Source organism: Microbacterium arborescens (genome assembly GCF_049707515.1).
Lineage (GTDB): Bacteria > Actinomycetota > Actinomycetes > Actinomycetales > Microbacteriaceae > Microbacterium > Microbacterium arborescens_B.
Window position 1 is genome coordinate 746,376 of sequence record NZ_JBNAFI010000001.1, and the last position, 14,515, is coordinate 760,890.

The following is a 14,515-nucleotide window of genomic DNA, read 5'->3' on the forward strand; positions in this document are numbered from 1 at the left end:
CGAGTCCGTGCATGTCGTCTTCGCTCTGCAGCCGTGGCGGACGTGCCCCGAGGATGACGTCGCTGCGGGGTGCTCTGCGCCTCCCCAGGACGTCGCGGGAATGATGCTCGGGCTGGTCGTGCTCGGGGGAGGGTTGGTGCTGCTGCTCGTCGGCGCGCAGACGCGTCGACAGGAGTAGGTGCCCGAACGAGAGAACGGATGCCGCGCGGTGCGGCATCCGTTCTTCGTGTCATCGCGTGAGCGTGATCAGAGGCGCTCGATCGTGTAGTCGATGCACTTGATCAGCTGACGCACGTCGTCGGGCTCGATCGAGACGAACGTCGCGACGCGCAGCTGGTTGCGGCCGAGCTTGCGGTACGGCTCGGTGTCGACGATGCCGTTGCCGCGCAGGCTCTTGGCGACGGCGGCGGCGTCGACGCTGTCGTCGAAGTCGATCGTGACCACGACGGGCGAGCGGTCGGCGGGGTCGGCGACGAACGGGGTCGCGTGCTCCGAAGCATCGGCCCACTCGTACAGCGCCGACGACGACTCCGCCGTGCGGTCGGCGGCCCACTGCAGGCCTCCGTTGCTGTGGATCCACTCGAGCTGCTTGTCGAGCAGGTACAGCGTCGCGACGGCGGGCGTGTTGAGCGTCTGGTTCAGACGCGAGTTGTCGAGCGCATTCTTCAGGCTCAGGAACTCGGGGATGTACCGGCCCGACGCGGCGATGCGCTCGATGCGCTCGATCGCAGCGGGGGACACCGCAGCGAACCAGATGCCGCCGTCGGAACCGAGGTTCTTCTGCGGAGCGAAGTAGTAGACGTCGCACTGCGAGACCGAGAAGTCGATGCCGCCCGCCGCGCTGGTCGCGTCGATGACGGTCAGTGCGCCGGGGTCGCCCGCAACGCGTCGGACCGGAGCCGCGACACCCGTCGAGGTCTCGTTGTGCGGCCAGGCGTACACATCAATGCCCTCGACCACCTCGGCCGCGATGCTCGACCCCGGCTCGGCCTTGCGGATGTCGGGCGCCTGCAGCCACGGGGCGGATGCCGCGGTGCCGAACTTGCCGCCGAACTCGCCGAAGACGAGGTTCTGGCTGCGGTTCTCGATGAGGCCGAACGCAGCGGCATCCCAGAACGCCGTCGAACCGCCGTTGCCGAGGATGATCTCGTACCCGTTGGGCAGACGAAGCAGATCCGAGAGGCCGGACCGCACCTGTCCCACCAGGCTCTTCACCGGCGACTGCCGGTGCGAGGTGCCGAGCAGGATCGAGCCGGGACCCGACAGAGCAGCCACCTGCTCGGGACGGATCTTGGCAGGACCGCAGCCGAAGCGGCCGTCGCGGGGAAGGATGTCTCGAGGCAGGGTGACATGCGCCATGAGCCGATTCTAGGGGCGGGGCCGACGCTCGCCGTGCCAGTCGCGGAGGTAAGGGCAGCCTCGGGTGGCATCGTCAGCGGATAGGCTGGAGCCCTCCCGTCCACGCGCACGACAAGGGCTGTGATGACCGATCTCATCGACACGACAGAGATGTATCTGCGTACCATCCTCGAACTCGAGGAAGAGGCGATCGTCCCCCTGCGTGCACGCATCTCCGAGCGCCTCGGCCACTCCGGCCCCACGGTCTCGCAGACGATCGGTCGGATGGAGCGCGACGGTCTCGTCGTCGTCTCGGAGGACCGCTCGCTCGAGCTGACCGACAGCGGTCGGCAGAAGGCGGTCGACGTCATGCGCAAGCACCGTCTGGCCGAGCGACTGCTCAGCGACGTCATCGGTCTCGACTGGGCCTACGTCCACGAGGAGGCCTGCCGCTGGGAGCACGTGATGAGCGAGCTCGTCGAGCGACGCCTCATCGAGCTGCTGGGCCACCCCACCGAGTCGCCGTACGGCAACCCGATCCCGGGCCTCGATCAGCTCGGCGACGTGCCGGCACGCACGTTCGACGACGGTGTCGTCGGGCTCGTCCGCCTGCTCAACCAGACCGGCGGGCCCATCGAGGGCACCGTGCGCCGGCTCGCGGAGCCCGCCCAGGTCGACCCGGAACTGCTGCAGCAGCTGCGTGCCGCTGGTGTGGTGCCCGGCGGCGACGGCACGTTCCAGTTCTCCGAGGGGTACGTCCTGGTGCAGATGGATGGCGTCGACGAGGGTCTCGAGCTGCCCGTCGAGGTCGCCTCGCACATCTTCCTCACGCGTCGCGACTGAGTTCGTTCGCGCTTCGCGACTGAGTCCGATCGCGCTCCGCGAGCGAGCCTGAGCATCGGGTGGGGATGGGAACGACAGCGTGACTTATTCGTTACCTTCCGGTAGCCTCGAGAAGTCTTCAGGCGAGAAGCCCGCCCGAGACCGCTGCGTGGATTGCCTCTTCGGCTCGTCGTCCACGCGGTGACACCCGAACGACGCGTGCACCGACACGCAGTATCGACGAGCCAGCGCAGATCATCGCGCAGAGGCGCCGGAGGACTGATTTGGCTGAACTCAACGATTCGTCGGTAGACGTACCCGAGGTCGACACGACGAATCCCGACCGCACTGGTCGCGCTCTGCGTGGCCGCCGCTTCCCGATAGCGAAGAAGCAGTCCCGGGATGTCGCGACCGTCGAGAACCGCGCAGCGCGCCGTCGCCGCCGGGTCCACCCCGTCCGCAGCACCTTCACTGTCGCCGCCGTCGTCGGCCTCGTCGCGACCGTCGCCATCCCGGCTTTCGCCGCCGTTCGCGGCACCTCGGCCGACGCGATGACGCTGCAGCAGGTCGCCGCCGACAACGCGCAGTCGATCGTCGTGGCATCCGAGGTGGGTCCCGCATCCCTCGACCGCAGCGGCTTCACGGCGACCACGCCCGAAGAGATCAAGAAGAAGAAGGACGAGGAGGCTGCCGCGAAGGCCGCCGCCGAAGCTCTCGCCAACCGCATCTCGGCGCGCAGCTCGACCGCCTCGTCATCCTCTTCCTCGTACAACCAGCCCGTTCCGCTCGTCGCGCCGGGCTCGGGCCTCGTGCGTCGGCCGCTGATGTCGTTCAACAACTTCGGCACGCCCTACGCCGGTCACCGCGGCACCGACTACATGGCCGACCGCGGCACGCCGATCTACTCGGTCGCCGACGGCACCGTCGTCGCGTCGAGCGAGAGCGGGCCGGGCTGGGGCGTGTACGTCAAGGTCGCGCACAACATCAACGGCACGAACGTCACGAGCCTCTACGCCCACATGGACTGGGGCACCCGGGCCGTGCAGGTCGGCGACACCGTCTCGGCGGGTCAGCTGCTCGGCCAGGTCGGCGACACCGGACGGGCGTTCGGAACGCACCTGCACCTCGAGATCGTCATCGACGGCACGTACGTGAATGGCGAGTCCTGGCTCGTCGCCAACGCGGGCTGACGACACGCATCATTCGTTCACCTGCCGTCGACCTCGAGGGGTCGAGGGTGGGTTACCCTGAACGCGACGCTCGCGCACGCCGAGGGGGAGCCGATGGGACCAGTACCGGGCATTCGAACCGTGAATGCGATCGGTCGCTACGTCCTGCGGCATCGTGTGCACCACTGCGGCCTCGGCCGTGAATCAAGGCGCTGTCTTCACGACGGCGCCTTTTTTCGTGCTCGCACCCGTGCGGGACTCGCCCGCACGGCATGCGCGACGTCGGTCATCGAACATCCGCTGAAGCCGTCAGGGCAGTTCGTGAGGACAGGAAATGCGCACTCTGGTACTGAACGCCGGGTATGAGCCACTCGCTGTGGTGTCGTTCCGTCGAGCACTCCTCCTGGTGTTGAACGACAAGGCGACGATCGTCGAGCACGTCGTCCACGACCCCGTTCTCGGGATCGACGGGACGTACGAGCGTCCGGCGGTGATCGTCCTGACCCGGTACGTCCGCATCCCGAATGCGCGACGAGTGCCGGTGACGCGACGCGGCGTGCTCCGTCGTGATGCTCACCGATGCGCCTATTGCGGGAAGGCAGCATCGACGATCGACCACGTCATGCCCCGCTCGCGCGGGGGTAGCAACTCGTGGGAGAACCTCGTCGCCTGCTGCCTGCGGTGCAACAACATGAAGAGCGACCACACTCCGCAGGAGATGGGGTGGGAGCTGCGGTGGCTGCCGAAGCCGCCGCGCGGGCCGCAGTGGACCGTGCGCGGGACGGAGCGCACCGACCCCCGCTGGGAGCCGTACCTGTCGCTCGCGGCCTGATCGCGCCGCTGCTGCTCCCGCGGGCCGCGCGAGCGGAGTCGTGCGTCCGTCACCCTGGTTGGGCGTCCCTGCATAGACATCTGTCAATATAGACGTATGTCGATCCACGAGTCGAAAGCGGTACCTGCGAGCCGCCGCCTCTCGACCCTCGATCGATGGTTGCCGCTGTGGATCGGGTTGGCCATGGCGGGCGGCATCCTCCTCGGCCGGTTCGTTCCGGGTCTGTCCGAACTGCTTTCGCACCTCGAAGTCGGCGGGATATCGATTCCGATCGCGCTCGGACTGCTGGTCATGATGTACCCGGTTCTGGCGAAGGTCCGCTACGACAAGATCGTCGCCGTCGCCGGCGACACGAGGCTCCTCGTATCGTCGCTCGCGTTGAACTGGATCGCCGGGCCCGCACTGATGTTCGCCCTCGCCTGGGTCTTTCTACCTGACCTGCCCGAGTACCGGACGGGACTGATCATCGTCGGTCTCGCCCGCTGCATCGCCATGGTCGTGATCTGGAACGACCTCGCCTGCGGCGACCGGGAAGCGGCCGCCGTGCTCGTTGCGATCAACTCGCTCTTCCAGGTCGTCGCGTTCTCGATCCTCAGCTGGTTCTACCTCACCGTCCTCCCCGGGTGGCTCGGTCTCGACGGTCAGGGCTTCGACGTCTCGGTGTGGCAGATCGCGCTCAACGTGCTCGTGTTCCTCGGCGTGCCCCTGATCGCCGGGTTCGCATCCCGTCTCATCGGGGAACGCCGCAAGGGGCGGGCCTGGTACGAGGGGTCGTTCCTCCCCAGGATCGGGCCGTGGGCGCTGTACGGGCTGCTTTTCACGATCGTGCTGCTGTTCGCCCTTCAAGGGGAACAGGTCACCTCGCGGCCGCTGGATGTCGTGCGCATCGCACTGCCGCTGCTGGTGTACTTCGCCGTCATGTGGTTCGCCGGGCTCCTCACCGGCAAGACCCTCGGTCTCGGCTACGCCCGCTCGTCGACGCTCGCGTTCACTGCGGCCGGCAACAACTTCGAGCTGGCCATCGCGGTCGCGATCGGCACGTTCGGGGCGGCATCCGGGCAGGCCCTCGCGGGTGTCGTCGGACCGCTCATCGAGGTTCCCGTCCTCGTCGGCCTCGTCTACGTCTCACTCCGGGCTGCGCGCGCTTGGTTCCACACCGACCCGCACGCGATACCCGAACCTGCGCTGGAGAGGAGTCGATGATGGGCGCCACGATCACCACCGCAGACGCCTGCACCCCCTCCGCAACTCGCGCGATCGGGGATGACGCAGCGACCGCCATCGCGAACACACTGAAGGCGCTCTCGGATCCGCTGCGGCTGAGGATGCTCTCCGCGATCGCCACCGACGCGCGTGGGGAATCATGCGTCTGCGACCTCGCGGAATTGACCGATGTGTCTCAGCCCACCGTGTCGCACCACCTGAAGGTGCTCCGCGACACCGGGGTACTCGCCTCCGAGCGGCGCGGCACGTGGGTCTGGTACCGGATCGCGCCGGCCCTGCGCCCGGCCGTGACGACCCTGCTCGACTCGTTCGCGCCCGCGGCCGTCGCACCTGTCCGCGCCGAGCATTCCGGGCTCGAGAACATCGACGATGCGCTGACCCACCTGGCCGAAGCGCTCGGCCAGGAGTACCCGCAGCTCGACGGCAGCCTCGTGACGACGATCGTCCGGGAGTCCTACGCGTCCCTGGCCAGGAGCGCTCGGGGTAAGAGCCATCTGTCGGCCCTCACCGAGCGATTCTCCCGCCAGCGACTCGCCGACATCACCCGTGATCGCACGTATGGACAGCCGCAGGTTCTGTTCGTCTGCGTCGCGAACGCGGGCCGGTCGCAGCTCGCCGCCGCTCTGCTGAATCAGCGCTCCGGCGGCGCCGTCGTGGCGCGATCCGCCGGATCGACTCCGGCCATGGAGATCCACCCCCACGTGCAGCCCCTGCTCGATGAGCTCATCGTGGACGGTGTCGGGGAGCTGGGATACCCCAAGCCGCTGACCGATGATGCCGTCCGCGCCGCCGACGTCGTCATCACCATGGGATGCGGCGACGTCTGCCCCATCATCCCCGGCATCCGCTACGAGGACTGGCTCGTCGGTGACCCCGCCCTCGCCTCCGCGGAAGGCGTCGCCGCCATCCGCGATGACATCGCCCGACGTGTCGACGTCCTCCTCGCCACACTCGCCACCACCCGCTGACCGGAGCCACCATGACCGACACCCAGCCCTCCGTCCTCTTCGTCTGCGTCCACAACGCCGGCCGCTCCCAGATGGCCGCCGGATTCCTTCGCGACATCGCCGGTGACCGTATCGAGGTCCGCTCCGCCGGATCCATGCCCGCCGACCAGATCAACCCCGTGGCGGTGGAGGCGATGGCCGAGGTCGGCATCGACATCACCGCCGAACATCCGAAGGTCCTCACCACCGAGGCCGTGCAGGCGTCGGACGTCGTCATCACGATGGGATGCGGGGATGCCTGCCCGTTCTTCCCGGGCAAACGCTACGAGGACTGGAAGCTCGACGACCCCGCCGGCCAGGGCATCGACGCCGTTCGTCCGATCCGCGACGACATCCGCGAGCGGATCCGGCAGCTCGTGAGCGAACTCGTCTAGGCATTCGACTGCCGGCGAATGTCGGAAGTCGGTCGTATCTTCGATCTCGACGTTGATGGCGTAGAACATATGTTCTAGCCTTGATGAGTGAGGTCGATCATGCGCAATCCTGCTGCCGCCGAGGACGTGCAGCGACTGCGCGCGCAGATGGAGCGGATGCAGGGGCGCCGCCTCGACGCGCCGGTGCTGCCGACCCATCCGGCTCTGGCGGGGCTGCTGCCGGGCCGGGGACTGCGCCCGGGCGCGGCCTATTCTCTCGGCTCGTCGTCATCGTTGCTGTTCGCCCTGCTGGCCCAGCCCTCGCAGACCGGGTCGTGGTGCGGCGTGGTCGGGATGCCCGGCTTCGGGGCCGAGGCGGCGGAGCGCGCCGGGGTCGACCTCTCGCGCGTCGTGCTGATCCCCGATCCGGGGGCCCGCTGGCTCGCCGTCACCTCGACGATCGCCGACGTCCTTCCCATCGTCGCGGTGCGTCCGCCCGAGCGGGCGAAGGACTCCGACATCGCCAAGCTCGCCGGGCGACTGCGCGACCGCGGAACCGTGCTGCTCGTGCAGGGGCCGTGGCCGCAGACCGAGGCGATGCTCGACGTCACCGATCCGCGGTGGTCGGGGCTGGGCGATGGTGACGGCTACCTCAGCGACCGCGAGCTGACGGTGACCGTGTCGAGTCGGCGGTTCCCGGTGCCCCGGTCGGCGCGGATGCTGCTCCCGGCCCCCGACGGTGCGATCTCGGCCGCTCCGCAGGAGCGCGCTCTCGCGGGCGGCCCGTCGGTCGAGCCGATCCCGATGCGGCGGGCGGTCTGACATGGGCGAACCGGATTCGACGGCCCCGGTGCGCAGCCTCGTCGTGTGGGTGCCCGACTGGCCGGTCGTGGCGTTCGTGCGCGAGAGCGGCGGCGATGCGGATGCGCCGATCGCGGTGTTCGACAAGGGCGTGGTCATCGCGTGCTCGGCGGCGGCGCGCGCCGACGGCGTCGCGCGAGGGCAGCGTCGACGGGATGCGCAGGCGCGGTGTCCCGCGCTGCAGGTGGCCGATGCGGATGCGGTGCGCGATCACCGGGAGTTCGCCCCGATCGTCGCACGCCTCGAAGAGATGGCGCCGGGTGTGCAGGTACTCGAGGCGGGACTCTGCGCGCTGCGCGTGCGGGGGCCGGCGCGCTTCTACGGCGGCGAGACCGAGGCGGCCGGTGCTCTGCTGGCGGCGGTGGCTGAGGGCGACCTCGATGTGCGGGCGGGCGTCGCCGACGGGCCGTTCACGGCGCAGCAGGCGGCGCGGATGAGCACCCGCGCCGACCGGCCCATCCGTGTGGTCGAGGCCGGTCGATCGGCCGAGTTCCTCGCGCCGCTGACGATCGCCGTGCTCGACGACGACTCCGTCGACCTGTTCGCCCGGCTCGGGGTGCAGACCCTCGGCGACCTCGCCGCGATCGAACCCGAGCGACTGGTCGAGCGGTTCGGCCCCCGCGGCGCCCGACTGCACGGCCTCGCCGCCGGCGCCGACTCGCGGCCGGTGGTCCCGCGGACCCCGCCCCCCGAGCTGCACCGCGAGGTCTCGTTCGAGCCCCCGCTCGACCTCGCCGATCAGGTCGCGTTCGGGATGAGGGTCGCGGCGGAGGAGTTCATCGCCGGGCTCGGAGCCGTCGACCTCGTGTGCACCGAGCTGCGCGTCATCCTCACCGGCGACCGCGGCGAGACGAGCAACCGCGTCTGGCTCCACCCCGGCACGTTCGACGCCGCCGCCGTGGTCGACCGGGTGCGATGGCAGCTGGCCGAGAGCGGCAAGCTCACCAGCGGGGTCGCGCGGGTCAAGATCGAGCCCGAAGCGGTGGATGCGGCATCCCATCACGCCGTCTCGCTGTTCGGCTCCGGTCCCGAGCAGCGGGTGCATCATGCCCTGTCGCGCGTGCAGGCGATGCTCGGGCACACGGGAGTCGTGACCCCGGTCGTGGGCGGTGGGCGCTGGCTCGCCGAACGGCAGGTGCTCGTGCCGTGGGGAGACCGGCCGGTGACGAGTTCGCGCGAACGGCCCTGGCCGGGGAGCCTGCCCGACCCGTTGCCCACGACGGTCTTCGAGCGGGCGCTGCCGCTGGCGGTCGTCGACCGCGAGGGCGACATGGTGGCCGTCGACGGGCGGGGCGAGCTCACGGCGATGCCGGCGGCACTGGTCTCATCGACCGGGTCGCGCGGCATCCGCTCGTGGGCGGGCCCCTGGCCGGTGATCGAGCGGGAATGGGATGCCGCGCGGGTGCGACGCGCACACCGTTTCCAGATGGTCGACGCCACCCAGACCGCGTGGCTGCTCGTGTGCGACGGCGGCGAATGGTCGGTCGAGGGGCGGTACGACTGATGGGCTTCAACAACCCCTCCGTGCCGTGGTCCGAGATGGAACGGCTGCTCAGCGGCAACCGTGCGCCGAGCGCGCCGCCGGGGGCCGACGGCGGCGACAGTCCGGCGTGGTCGCGCAAGCGGGGCAAGTACTCGGCGCCGAGCATCGAGCGTCCAGGCGACGCCGTGCCGTACGCCGAGCTGCACGCGCACACGTCGTACTCGTTCCTCGACGGGGCCTCGTCGCCCGAAGAGCTGGCCGAAGAGGCCGAGCGGCTGGGGCTGCACGCCTTGGCCGTCACCGACCACGACGGCTTCTACGGCATCGTCCGTTTCGCCGAGGCCGCCGAGCAGCTGGCCGTGAAGACGGTGTTCGGCGCCGAGCTCTCGCTCGACCTGCCGCAGCGCGTCGGGGCGGCCCGCAACGAGGCCGACCCGCCGGGGGAGCACCTGCTCGTGCTCGCGCGCGGCGAGGAGGGGTACCACCGGCTGGCCCGTGCGCTCACGCAGGGTCAGCTCGCGGGAGCGGAGAAGGGCAAGCCCCGCTACCGGCTCGACGACCTGGCCGATATCGCCGGCGGCGAATGGAGCATCCTCACCGGATGCCGCAAGGGCGCGGTGCGCCGCGCGCTCATCGAGCGGGGACCGGATGCCGCAGCCGCCGAGCTCGACGCGCTCGTCGACCGGTTCGGGCGTGACGCCGTCGAGGTCGAGCTGATGGATCACGGCGAGCCGCTGGATTCGCGGCACAACGACATCCTCGCCGGCCTCGCTCGTGAACGGGGACTGCCGATCCTCGCGACGAACAACGTGCACTACGCCGTTCCCGAGCGGGCGCACCTCGCCGCTGCGATCGCCGCGGTACGGGCCAATCGCGGGCTCGACGAGCTCGACGGGTGGTTGCCCTCGCACGCGGGGGCGCATCTGCGATCGGGGGCGGAGATGACCCGGCGCTTCCGCCGGTTCCCGGGAGCCGTGGCGCGCACCGTCGATCTCGCCGACGAGCTCGCCTTCCCGCTGCGGCGGGCCAAGCCCGCACTGCCGAAGCTTCCTGTCCCCGAGGGACATACGCCGATGTCGTGGCTGCGTCAGATCGTGTGGGAGGCGGTGCCGCGCAAGTATCCGAACCTGCCCCCCGAAGACCGCGACCGCATCGAACGCGAGCTGGCGGTCATCGAACAGAAGGACTTCCCCGGCTACTTCCTCATCGTGTACGGCATCGTGCAAGAGGCGCGGCGGCGCGGCATCCTGTGCCAGGGGCGCGGCTCGGCGGCGAACAGCGCCGTCTGCTACCTGCTCGACATCACCGCGATCGACTCGATCTACTACCGGCTGCCGTTCGAGCGCTTCCTCTCGGCCCTGCGCGAGGAGGAGCCCGACATCGACGTCGACTTCGATTCCGACCGGCGCGAGGAGATCATCCAGTGGGTCTACTCCACCTACGGGCGCGAGCGGGCGGCGCAGGTGGCGAACGTCATTCAGTACCGGCCGAAGAACGCCGTGCGCGACATGGCGAAGGCGCTCGGACACTCGCCGGGTCAGCAGGATGCCTGGTCGAAACAGGTCGAGCGGTGGGGCGCGACCCTCGACACCGGTCCCGACCACGACATCCCCGAGCGGGTGCTCGCTTATGCCGCTGAGTTGTTGAAGGCGCCCCGGCACCTGGGCATCCACTCGGGTGGCATGGTGCTGACCGACCGGCCCGTCGGCGAGGTCGTGCCGATCGAGCACGCCCGGATGGAGAACCGCACCGTCATCCAGTGGGACAAGGACGACGCCGCCTGGATGGGGCTGGTGAAGTTCGACCTGCTGGGCCTCGGGATGCTCGCCGCGCTGCAGTACTGCTTCGACCTCATCGAGGGGGCGACGGGGGAGAAGTTCGAACTCTCGACGCTGCCGAAAGAAGAGGCCGCCGTCTACGACATGCTGTGCCGGGCCGACTCGATCGGGGTGTTCCAGGTCGAGTCCCGCGCGCAGATGGGTCTGCTGCCGCGCCTGCAGCCGCGGCGGTTCTACGACCTCGTGATCGAGATCGCGCTCATCCGACCCGGTCCCATCCAAGGCGGCGCCGTGCACCCGTACGTGCGGCGCAAGCTCGGGTATGAGAAGGCCACGTACCCGCACGAGAAGCTACGGCCGGTGCTCGAACGCACCCTCGGGGTGCCGGTCTTCCAGGAGCAGCTCATGCAGATGGGCATGGTCATCGGCGGGCTGTCGGGTGAGGACGCCGATCTGCTGCGCCGCGCGATGGGCTCGAAGCGCGGCGTCGAGCGCATCGACTCGCTCAAGCAGAAGCTCTACGACGGCATGGCCGAGAACGGCCTCGTGGGGAGTGCCGCCGACGACATCTATGCCAAGATCCAGGCGTTCGCGAACTTCGGTTTCGCCGAGAGCCACTCGCTGTCGTTCGGGCTGCTCGTCTACGCGAGCTCGTGGATCAAGCTGCACTATCCGGCGGCGTTCCTCGCGGGGCTCCTGCGCGCCCAGCCGATGGGCTTCTACTCGCCCGCGACGCTGGCGGCCGACGCCCGCCGTCACGGGGTCGAAGTACGGCGCCCCGACCTGCAGCTCTCGGGGGTCGAAGCCATCCTCGAACCCGTGTCGGAGGGAGGGCGGGCCGCGCCGACGGGGCGCGACAGCTGCCTCGGCGAGCAGCCGCCCGTGCCGGTCTTCGACATCAACGCCCCCGACGAATCGGCTGCGCATCGACGCGACGGCGGTGTCGCCGTGCGGCTGGGGCTGGCCGCCGTCACCGGCATCGGCAAGAAGTTCGCCGAGCGGATCGTCGCCGAGCGCGAGGCATCCGGTCCGTATCTCGACATGCGCGACCTGGTGCGCCGCACCGGTGCCGACACGACGCAGCTCGAAGCGCTCGCCACCGCCGGGGCCCTGGAGTGCTTCGGACACACCCGTCGCGAGGCGATCTGGCTGGCGGGGTCGGCCGCGCAGGATCGCATCGAGTACCTCCCCGATTCGCTCATAGCCGTGCAGCCGCCGCTGTTCACCGATCAGTCGAGCTACGACGTGCTGGCCTCCGACCTGTGGGCCACGGGCATCTCGCCCGACGACCACCCGATGACGCACTACCGATCGCAGCTCGATGCGCGCGGCGTGCTCACCGCGAACGATCTGCGCGCCCACGAGTCGGGACGCCGTGTCGAGATTGCCGGGCTCGTCACCCACCGGCAGCGGCCGGCGACGGCATCCGGCATCACCTTCCTCAACCTCGAGGACGAGCATGGGCTGATGAACGTCATCTGCTCGACGGGCATGTGGCACCGCTACCGGCGGGTCGTGCGCGACAGTCCGGCGCTGATCGTCCGCGGCATCCTCGAGCGGTCGAACGAGGGCGTCGTGAACATCCTCGCCGACGCGTTCGAAGACCTCCGGGTGGGGGTGCGGCACCAGTCGCGAGACTTCCGGTGACGCCTCCCGTCGCTGCGTCGACCCGACGCTGAGCCTCCCGTCGCGGGGTCGACCCGACGCGAAACGTCGCTATGCGCGACGCGAGGCAGCCATTCCCGTCGGCTCGCGCGTCAGATCGACGCGGAGCCTCTCGTCGCTGCGTCGACCCGACGCTGAGCCTCTCGTCGCTGCGTCGATCCGACGCGAAACGTCGCTATGCGCGACGCGAGGCAGCCATTTGCGTCGGTTCACGCGCAAGATCGACGCGGAGCCTCGCGCCGGGTCGCGCGTCAGGTGGGCGTGAAGCCTCTCGTCGCGGGGTCGACCCGACGCGGAACGTCGCTATGCGCGATGGGAGGCAGCCATCCGCGTCGGCTCGCGCGTCCGGTGGACGTGGAGCCTCCCGTCGCTGCGTCGACCCGACGCGAAACGTCGCTGTGCGCGGACGCGAGGCAGCCATTCGCGTCGGCTCGCGCGTCAGATCGACGCGGAGCCTCGCGTCGGGTCGCGCGTCAGGTGGACGTGAAGCCTCCCGTCGCGGCGTCGAGCCGACGCGAAACGTCGCTATGCGCGATGGGAGGCAGCCATTCGCGTCGGGTCGCGCGTTAGATCGACGCGTCAGATCGACGCGGAGCCTCCGTCGGGTCGCGCGTCAGGGGGCAGACGTCAGCACCGCCCACGCCTGTGGGGGGAGGATGGCGTCGGTGCCGCGCAGGTCGGCTGCGCCGGCGAGCACCTGCACGGCGTCGGCGATCGGAATCGTCACGGGCTCATCGGCCAGGTTGAGGGCCGTGACGACGGCATCCGTTGCCGTGGCGGTCCGCAGCACCATCGCGGTGTTGCCGATGTGGATGACGTCGGTGTGTGCACGGTGCAGCCACGGATGCTGCCGGCGCACGGCGATGAGCTGCTGATGCGTCCGGAGGATGTGCTGCGCGCTCGCCGACAGCGACTCGGGAGCGGGAGGCGCCTCCCCGAACTCAGGGCGCACCGCGTCGTCACCGCCGACACGCTCCTCCTTGACCGCTTCGTAACCGTACTCATCGCCCGCGTACACCGACGGCACGCCCGCCACCGTGAACAGCACCGCCAGAGCGTGCGGCACCAGCTCGGGGCCGACCGCCGAAGCGATCCGCGTGACGTCGTGATTTCCGACGAAGGTCTGCGGCGCGAACACCGGCAGCAGCTCGTTGTTCCGCTCGATCGCGTGCTTCAGCTCGAACAGGTTGCGGTCAGCGATGCCGTGCCAGATGCCCTGCCACAGCTCGTACTGCGTGAGCGAGTCCATCGTCGACTCCTCGACGATCCGAGGGGCATCGCCGTGGATGACCTCGCCGAGGAACCATGCCTCGGGGTATTCGGCGCGAACCCGCGGCAGCACCCGCGCCCAGAAGGCGGGCGGCACGGCATAGGCGGCATCCAAGCGCCATCCATCGATGCCGCGGCCCAGCCAGTGCGTCATGACGTCGACGACGAGGTCGGCGACGGCGGGGGAGTCGTGATTCAGCGCGACGAGGGCGTCGTGCCCCTCGAAGACGTCGGCGTCGACCGGTTTACCGGGCTGCCAGCCGTCCCAGCGGACTCGGAAGAGCTCCGCGGTGTCGGCATCCGGTCCCCGCTCCTCGAGAGCCCGGAACGCGGGGTGTCGACGGCCGACATGGTTGAAGACGCCGTCGAGCAGCACCCGGATGCCGCGGTCGCGGGCCGCCGCGATGAGCCGGTCGAGGTCGTCGTCGTTCCCGAGTCGCGGGTCGATGCGGAAGTAGTCGGTCGTGTCGTAGCCGTGCGTGCTCGACGCGAACACCGGCCCCAGCAGCAGGCCGTTCAGCCCGAGGTCCACGAGGTGGTCGAGCCAGCCCTCGATCCGCGGCAGGCGGTGCGCGACGGCGCCGTCGCGCTCGTCGTCGGTGGGGCGGATCGGCGCGCCGGTGAACCCCAGCGGGTACACGTGCCACCACAGGACGGTCTCGGGCCAGCTGCTCATCCCTGCAGTCAACACGACCGCCGCGGAAAGGCGGAACG

General features: G+C 69.8%; 12 protein-coding genes. 10 read left to right on the top strand and 2 right to left on the bottom strand.

Going from position 1 to position 14,515, the window contains the following annotated elements; all coding sequences use genetic code 11:
* Window positions 1-7 precede the first annotated feature (7 nt).
* Entirely contained in the window at window positions 8-178 is a 171-nt protein-coding gene (locus ACPYN5_RS03385) for a hypothetical protein (RefSeq protein ID WP_424447561.1), read from the top strand.
* 68 nt (window positions 179-246) lie between these two features.
* Here the strand turns inward: ACPYN5_RS03385 and serC are convergent, their stop codons facing one another.
* Window positions 247-1,359 carry a phosphoserine transaminase gene (gene serC / locus ACPYN5_RS03390; RefSeq protein ID WP_424447562.1) on the bottom strand — a complete coding sequence of 371 codons (1,113 nt, stop codon included), beginning with the start codon at window positions 1,357-1,359 and terminating at the stop codon, window positions 247-249.
* Between the two features lie 123 nt (window positions 1,360-1,482).
* On the opposite strand from serC, the gene ACPYN5_RS03395 reads away from it, so the two are divergent.
* From ACPYN5_RS03395 to ACPYN5_RS03435, 9 genes are all read left to right on the top strand, one after another.
* The gene (locus ACPYN5_RS03395) at window positions 1,483-2,181 is read left to right on the top strand and encodes an iron-dependent transcriptional repressor DtxR (RefSeq protein WP_424447563.1); all 699 of its coding nucleotides are present in this window, start codon (window positions 1,483-1,485) and stop codon (window positions 2,179-2,181) included.
* Between the two features lie 263 nt (window positions 2,182-2,444).
* Entirely contained in the window at window positions 2,445-3,350 is a 906-nt protein-coding gene (locus tag ACPYN5_RS03400; RefSeq protein WP_424447564.1) for a M23 family metallopeptidase, read from the top strand.
* A gap of 313 nt (window positions 3,351-3,663) precedes the next feature.
* Window positions 3,664-4,161 carry an HNH endonuclease gene (locus ACPYN5_RS03405; protein WP_091503218.1) on the top strand — a complete coding sequence of 166 codons (498 nt, stop codon included), beginning with the start codon at window positions 3,664-3,666 and terminating at the stop codon, window positions 4,159-4,161.
* Window positions 4,162-4,257: 96 nt separating this feature from the next.
* The gene (gene arsB, locus ACPYN5_RS03410) at window positions 4,258-5,364 is read left to right on the top strand and encodes an ACR3 family arsenite efflux transporter (RefSeq protein WP_424447565.1); all 1,107 of its coding nucleotides are present in this window, start codon (window positions 4,258-4,260) and stop codon (window positions 5,362-5,364) included.
* Complete coding sequence (locus ACPYN5_RS03415) at window positions 5,364-6,353, top strand: metalloregulator ArsR/SmtB family transcription factor (protein WP_424447566.1); 990 nt, start codon at window positions 5,364-5,366, stop codon at window positions 6,351-6,353. Before arsB ends, ACPYN5_RS03415 begins: the two co-directional genes overlap by 1 nt.
* A gap of 11 nt (window positions 6,354-6,364) precedes the next feature.
* Entirely contained in the window at window positions 6,365-6,766 is a 402-nt protein-coding gene (locus tag ACPYN5_RS03420; protein WP_424447567.1) for an arsenate reductase ArsC, read from the top strand.
* A gap of 99 nt (window positions 6,767-6,865) precedes the next feature.
* On the top strand, window positions 6,866-7,567 hold the full coding sequence (locus ACPYN5_RS03425; RefSeq protein WP_424447684.1) for a hypothetical protein: 702 nt from the start codon (window positions 6,866-6,868) through the stop codon (window positions 7,565-7,567).
* A gap of 1 nt (window position 7,568) precedes the next feature.
* Entirely contained in the window at window positions 7,569-9,110 is a 1,542-nt protein-coding gene (locus tag ACPYN5_RS03430) for a DNA polymerase Y family protein (RefSeq protein ID WP_424447568.1), read from the top strand.
* The gene (locus ACPYN5_RS03435) at window positions 9,110-12,514 is read left to right on the top strand and encodes an error-prone DNA polymerase (protein WP_424447569.1); all 3,405 of its coding nucleotides are present in this window, start codon (window positions 9,110-9,112) and stop codon (window positions 12,512-12,514) included. Before ACPYN5_RS03430 ends, ACPYN5_RS03435 begins: the two co-directional genes overlap by 1 nt.
* A gap of 631 nt (window positions 12,515-13,145) precedes the next feature.
* On the opposite strand, the gene ACPYN5_RS03440 is transcribed toward ACPYN5_RS03435, so the two are convergent.
* Window positions 13,146-14,477 (bottom strand): alpha-amylase family glycosyl hydrolase, encoded by a 1,332-nt coding sequence (locus ACPYN5_RS03440; RefSeq protein WP_424447570.1) that lies wholly within the window; start codon window positions 14,475-14,477, stop codon window positions 13,146-13,148.
* Window positions 14,478-14,515: the final 38 nt, after the last annotated feature.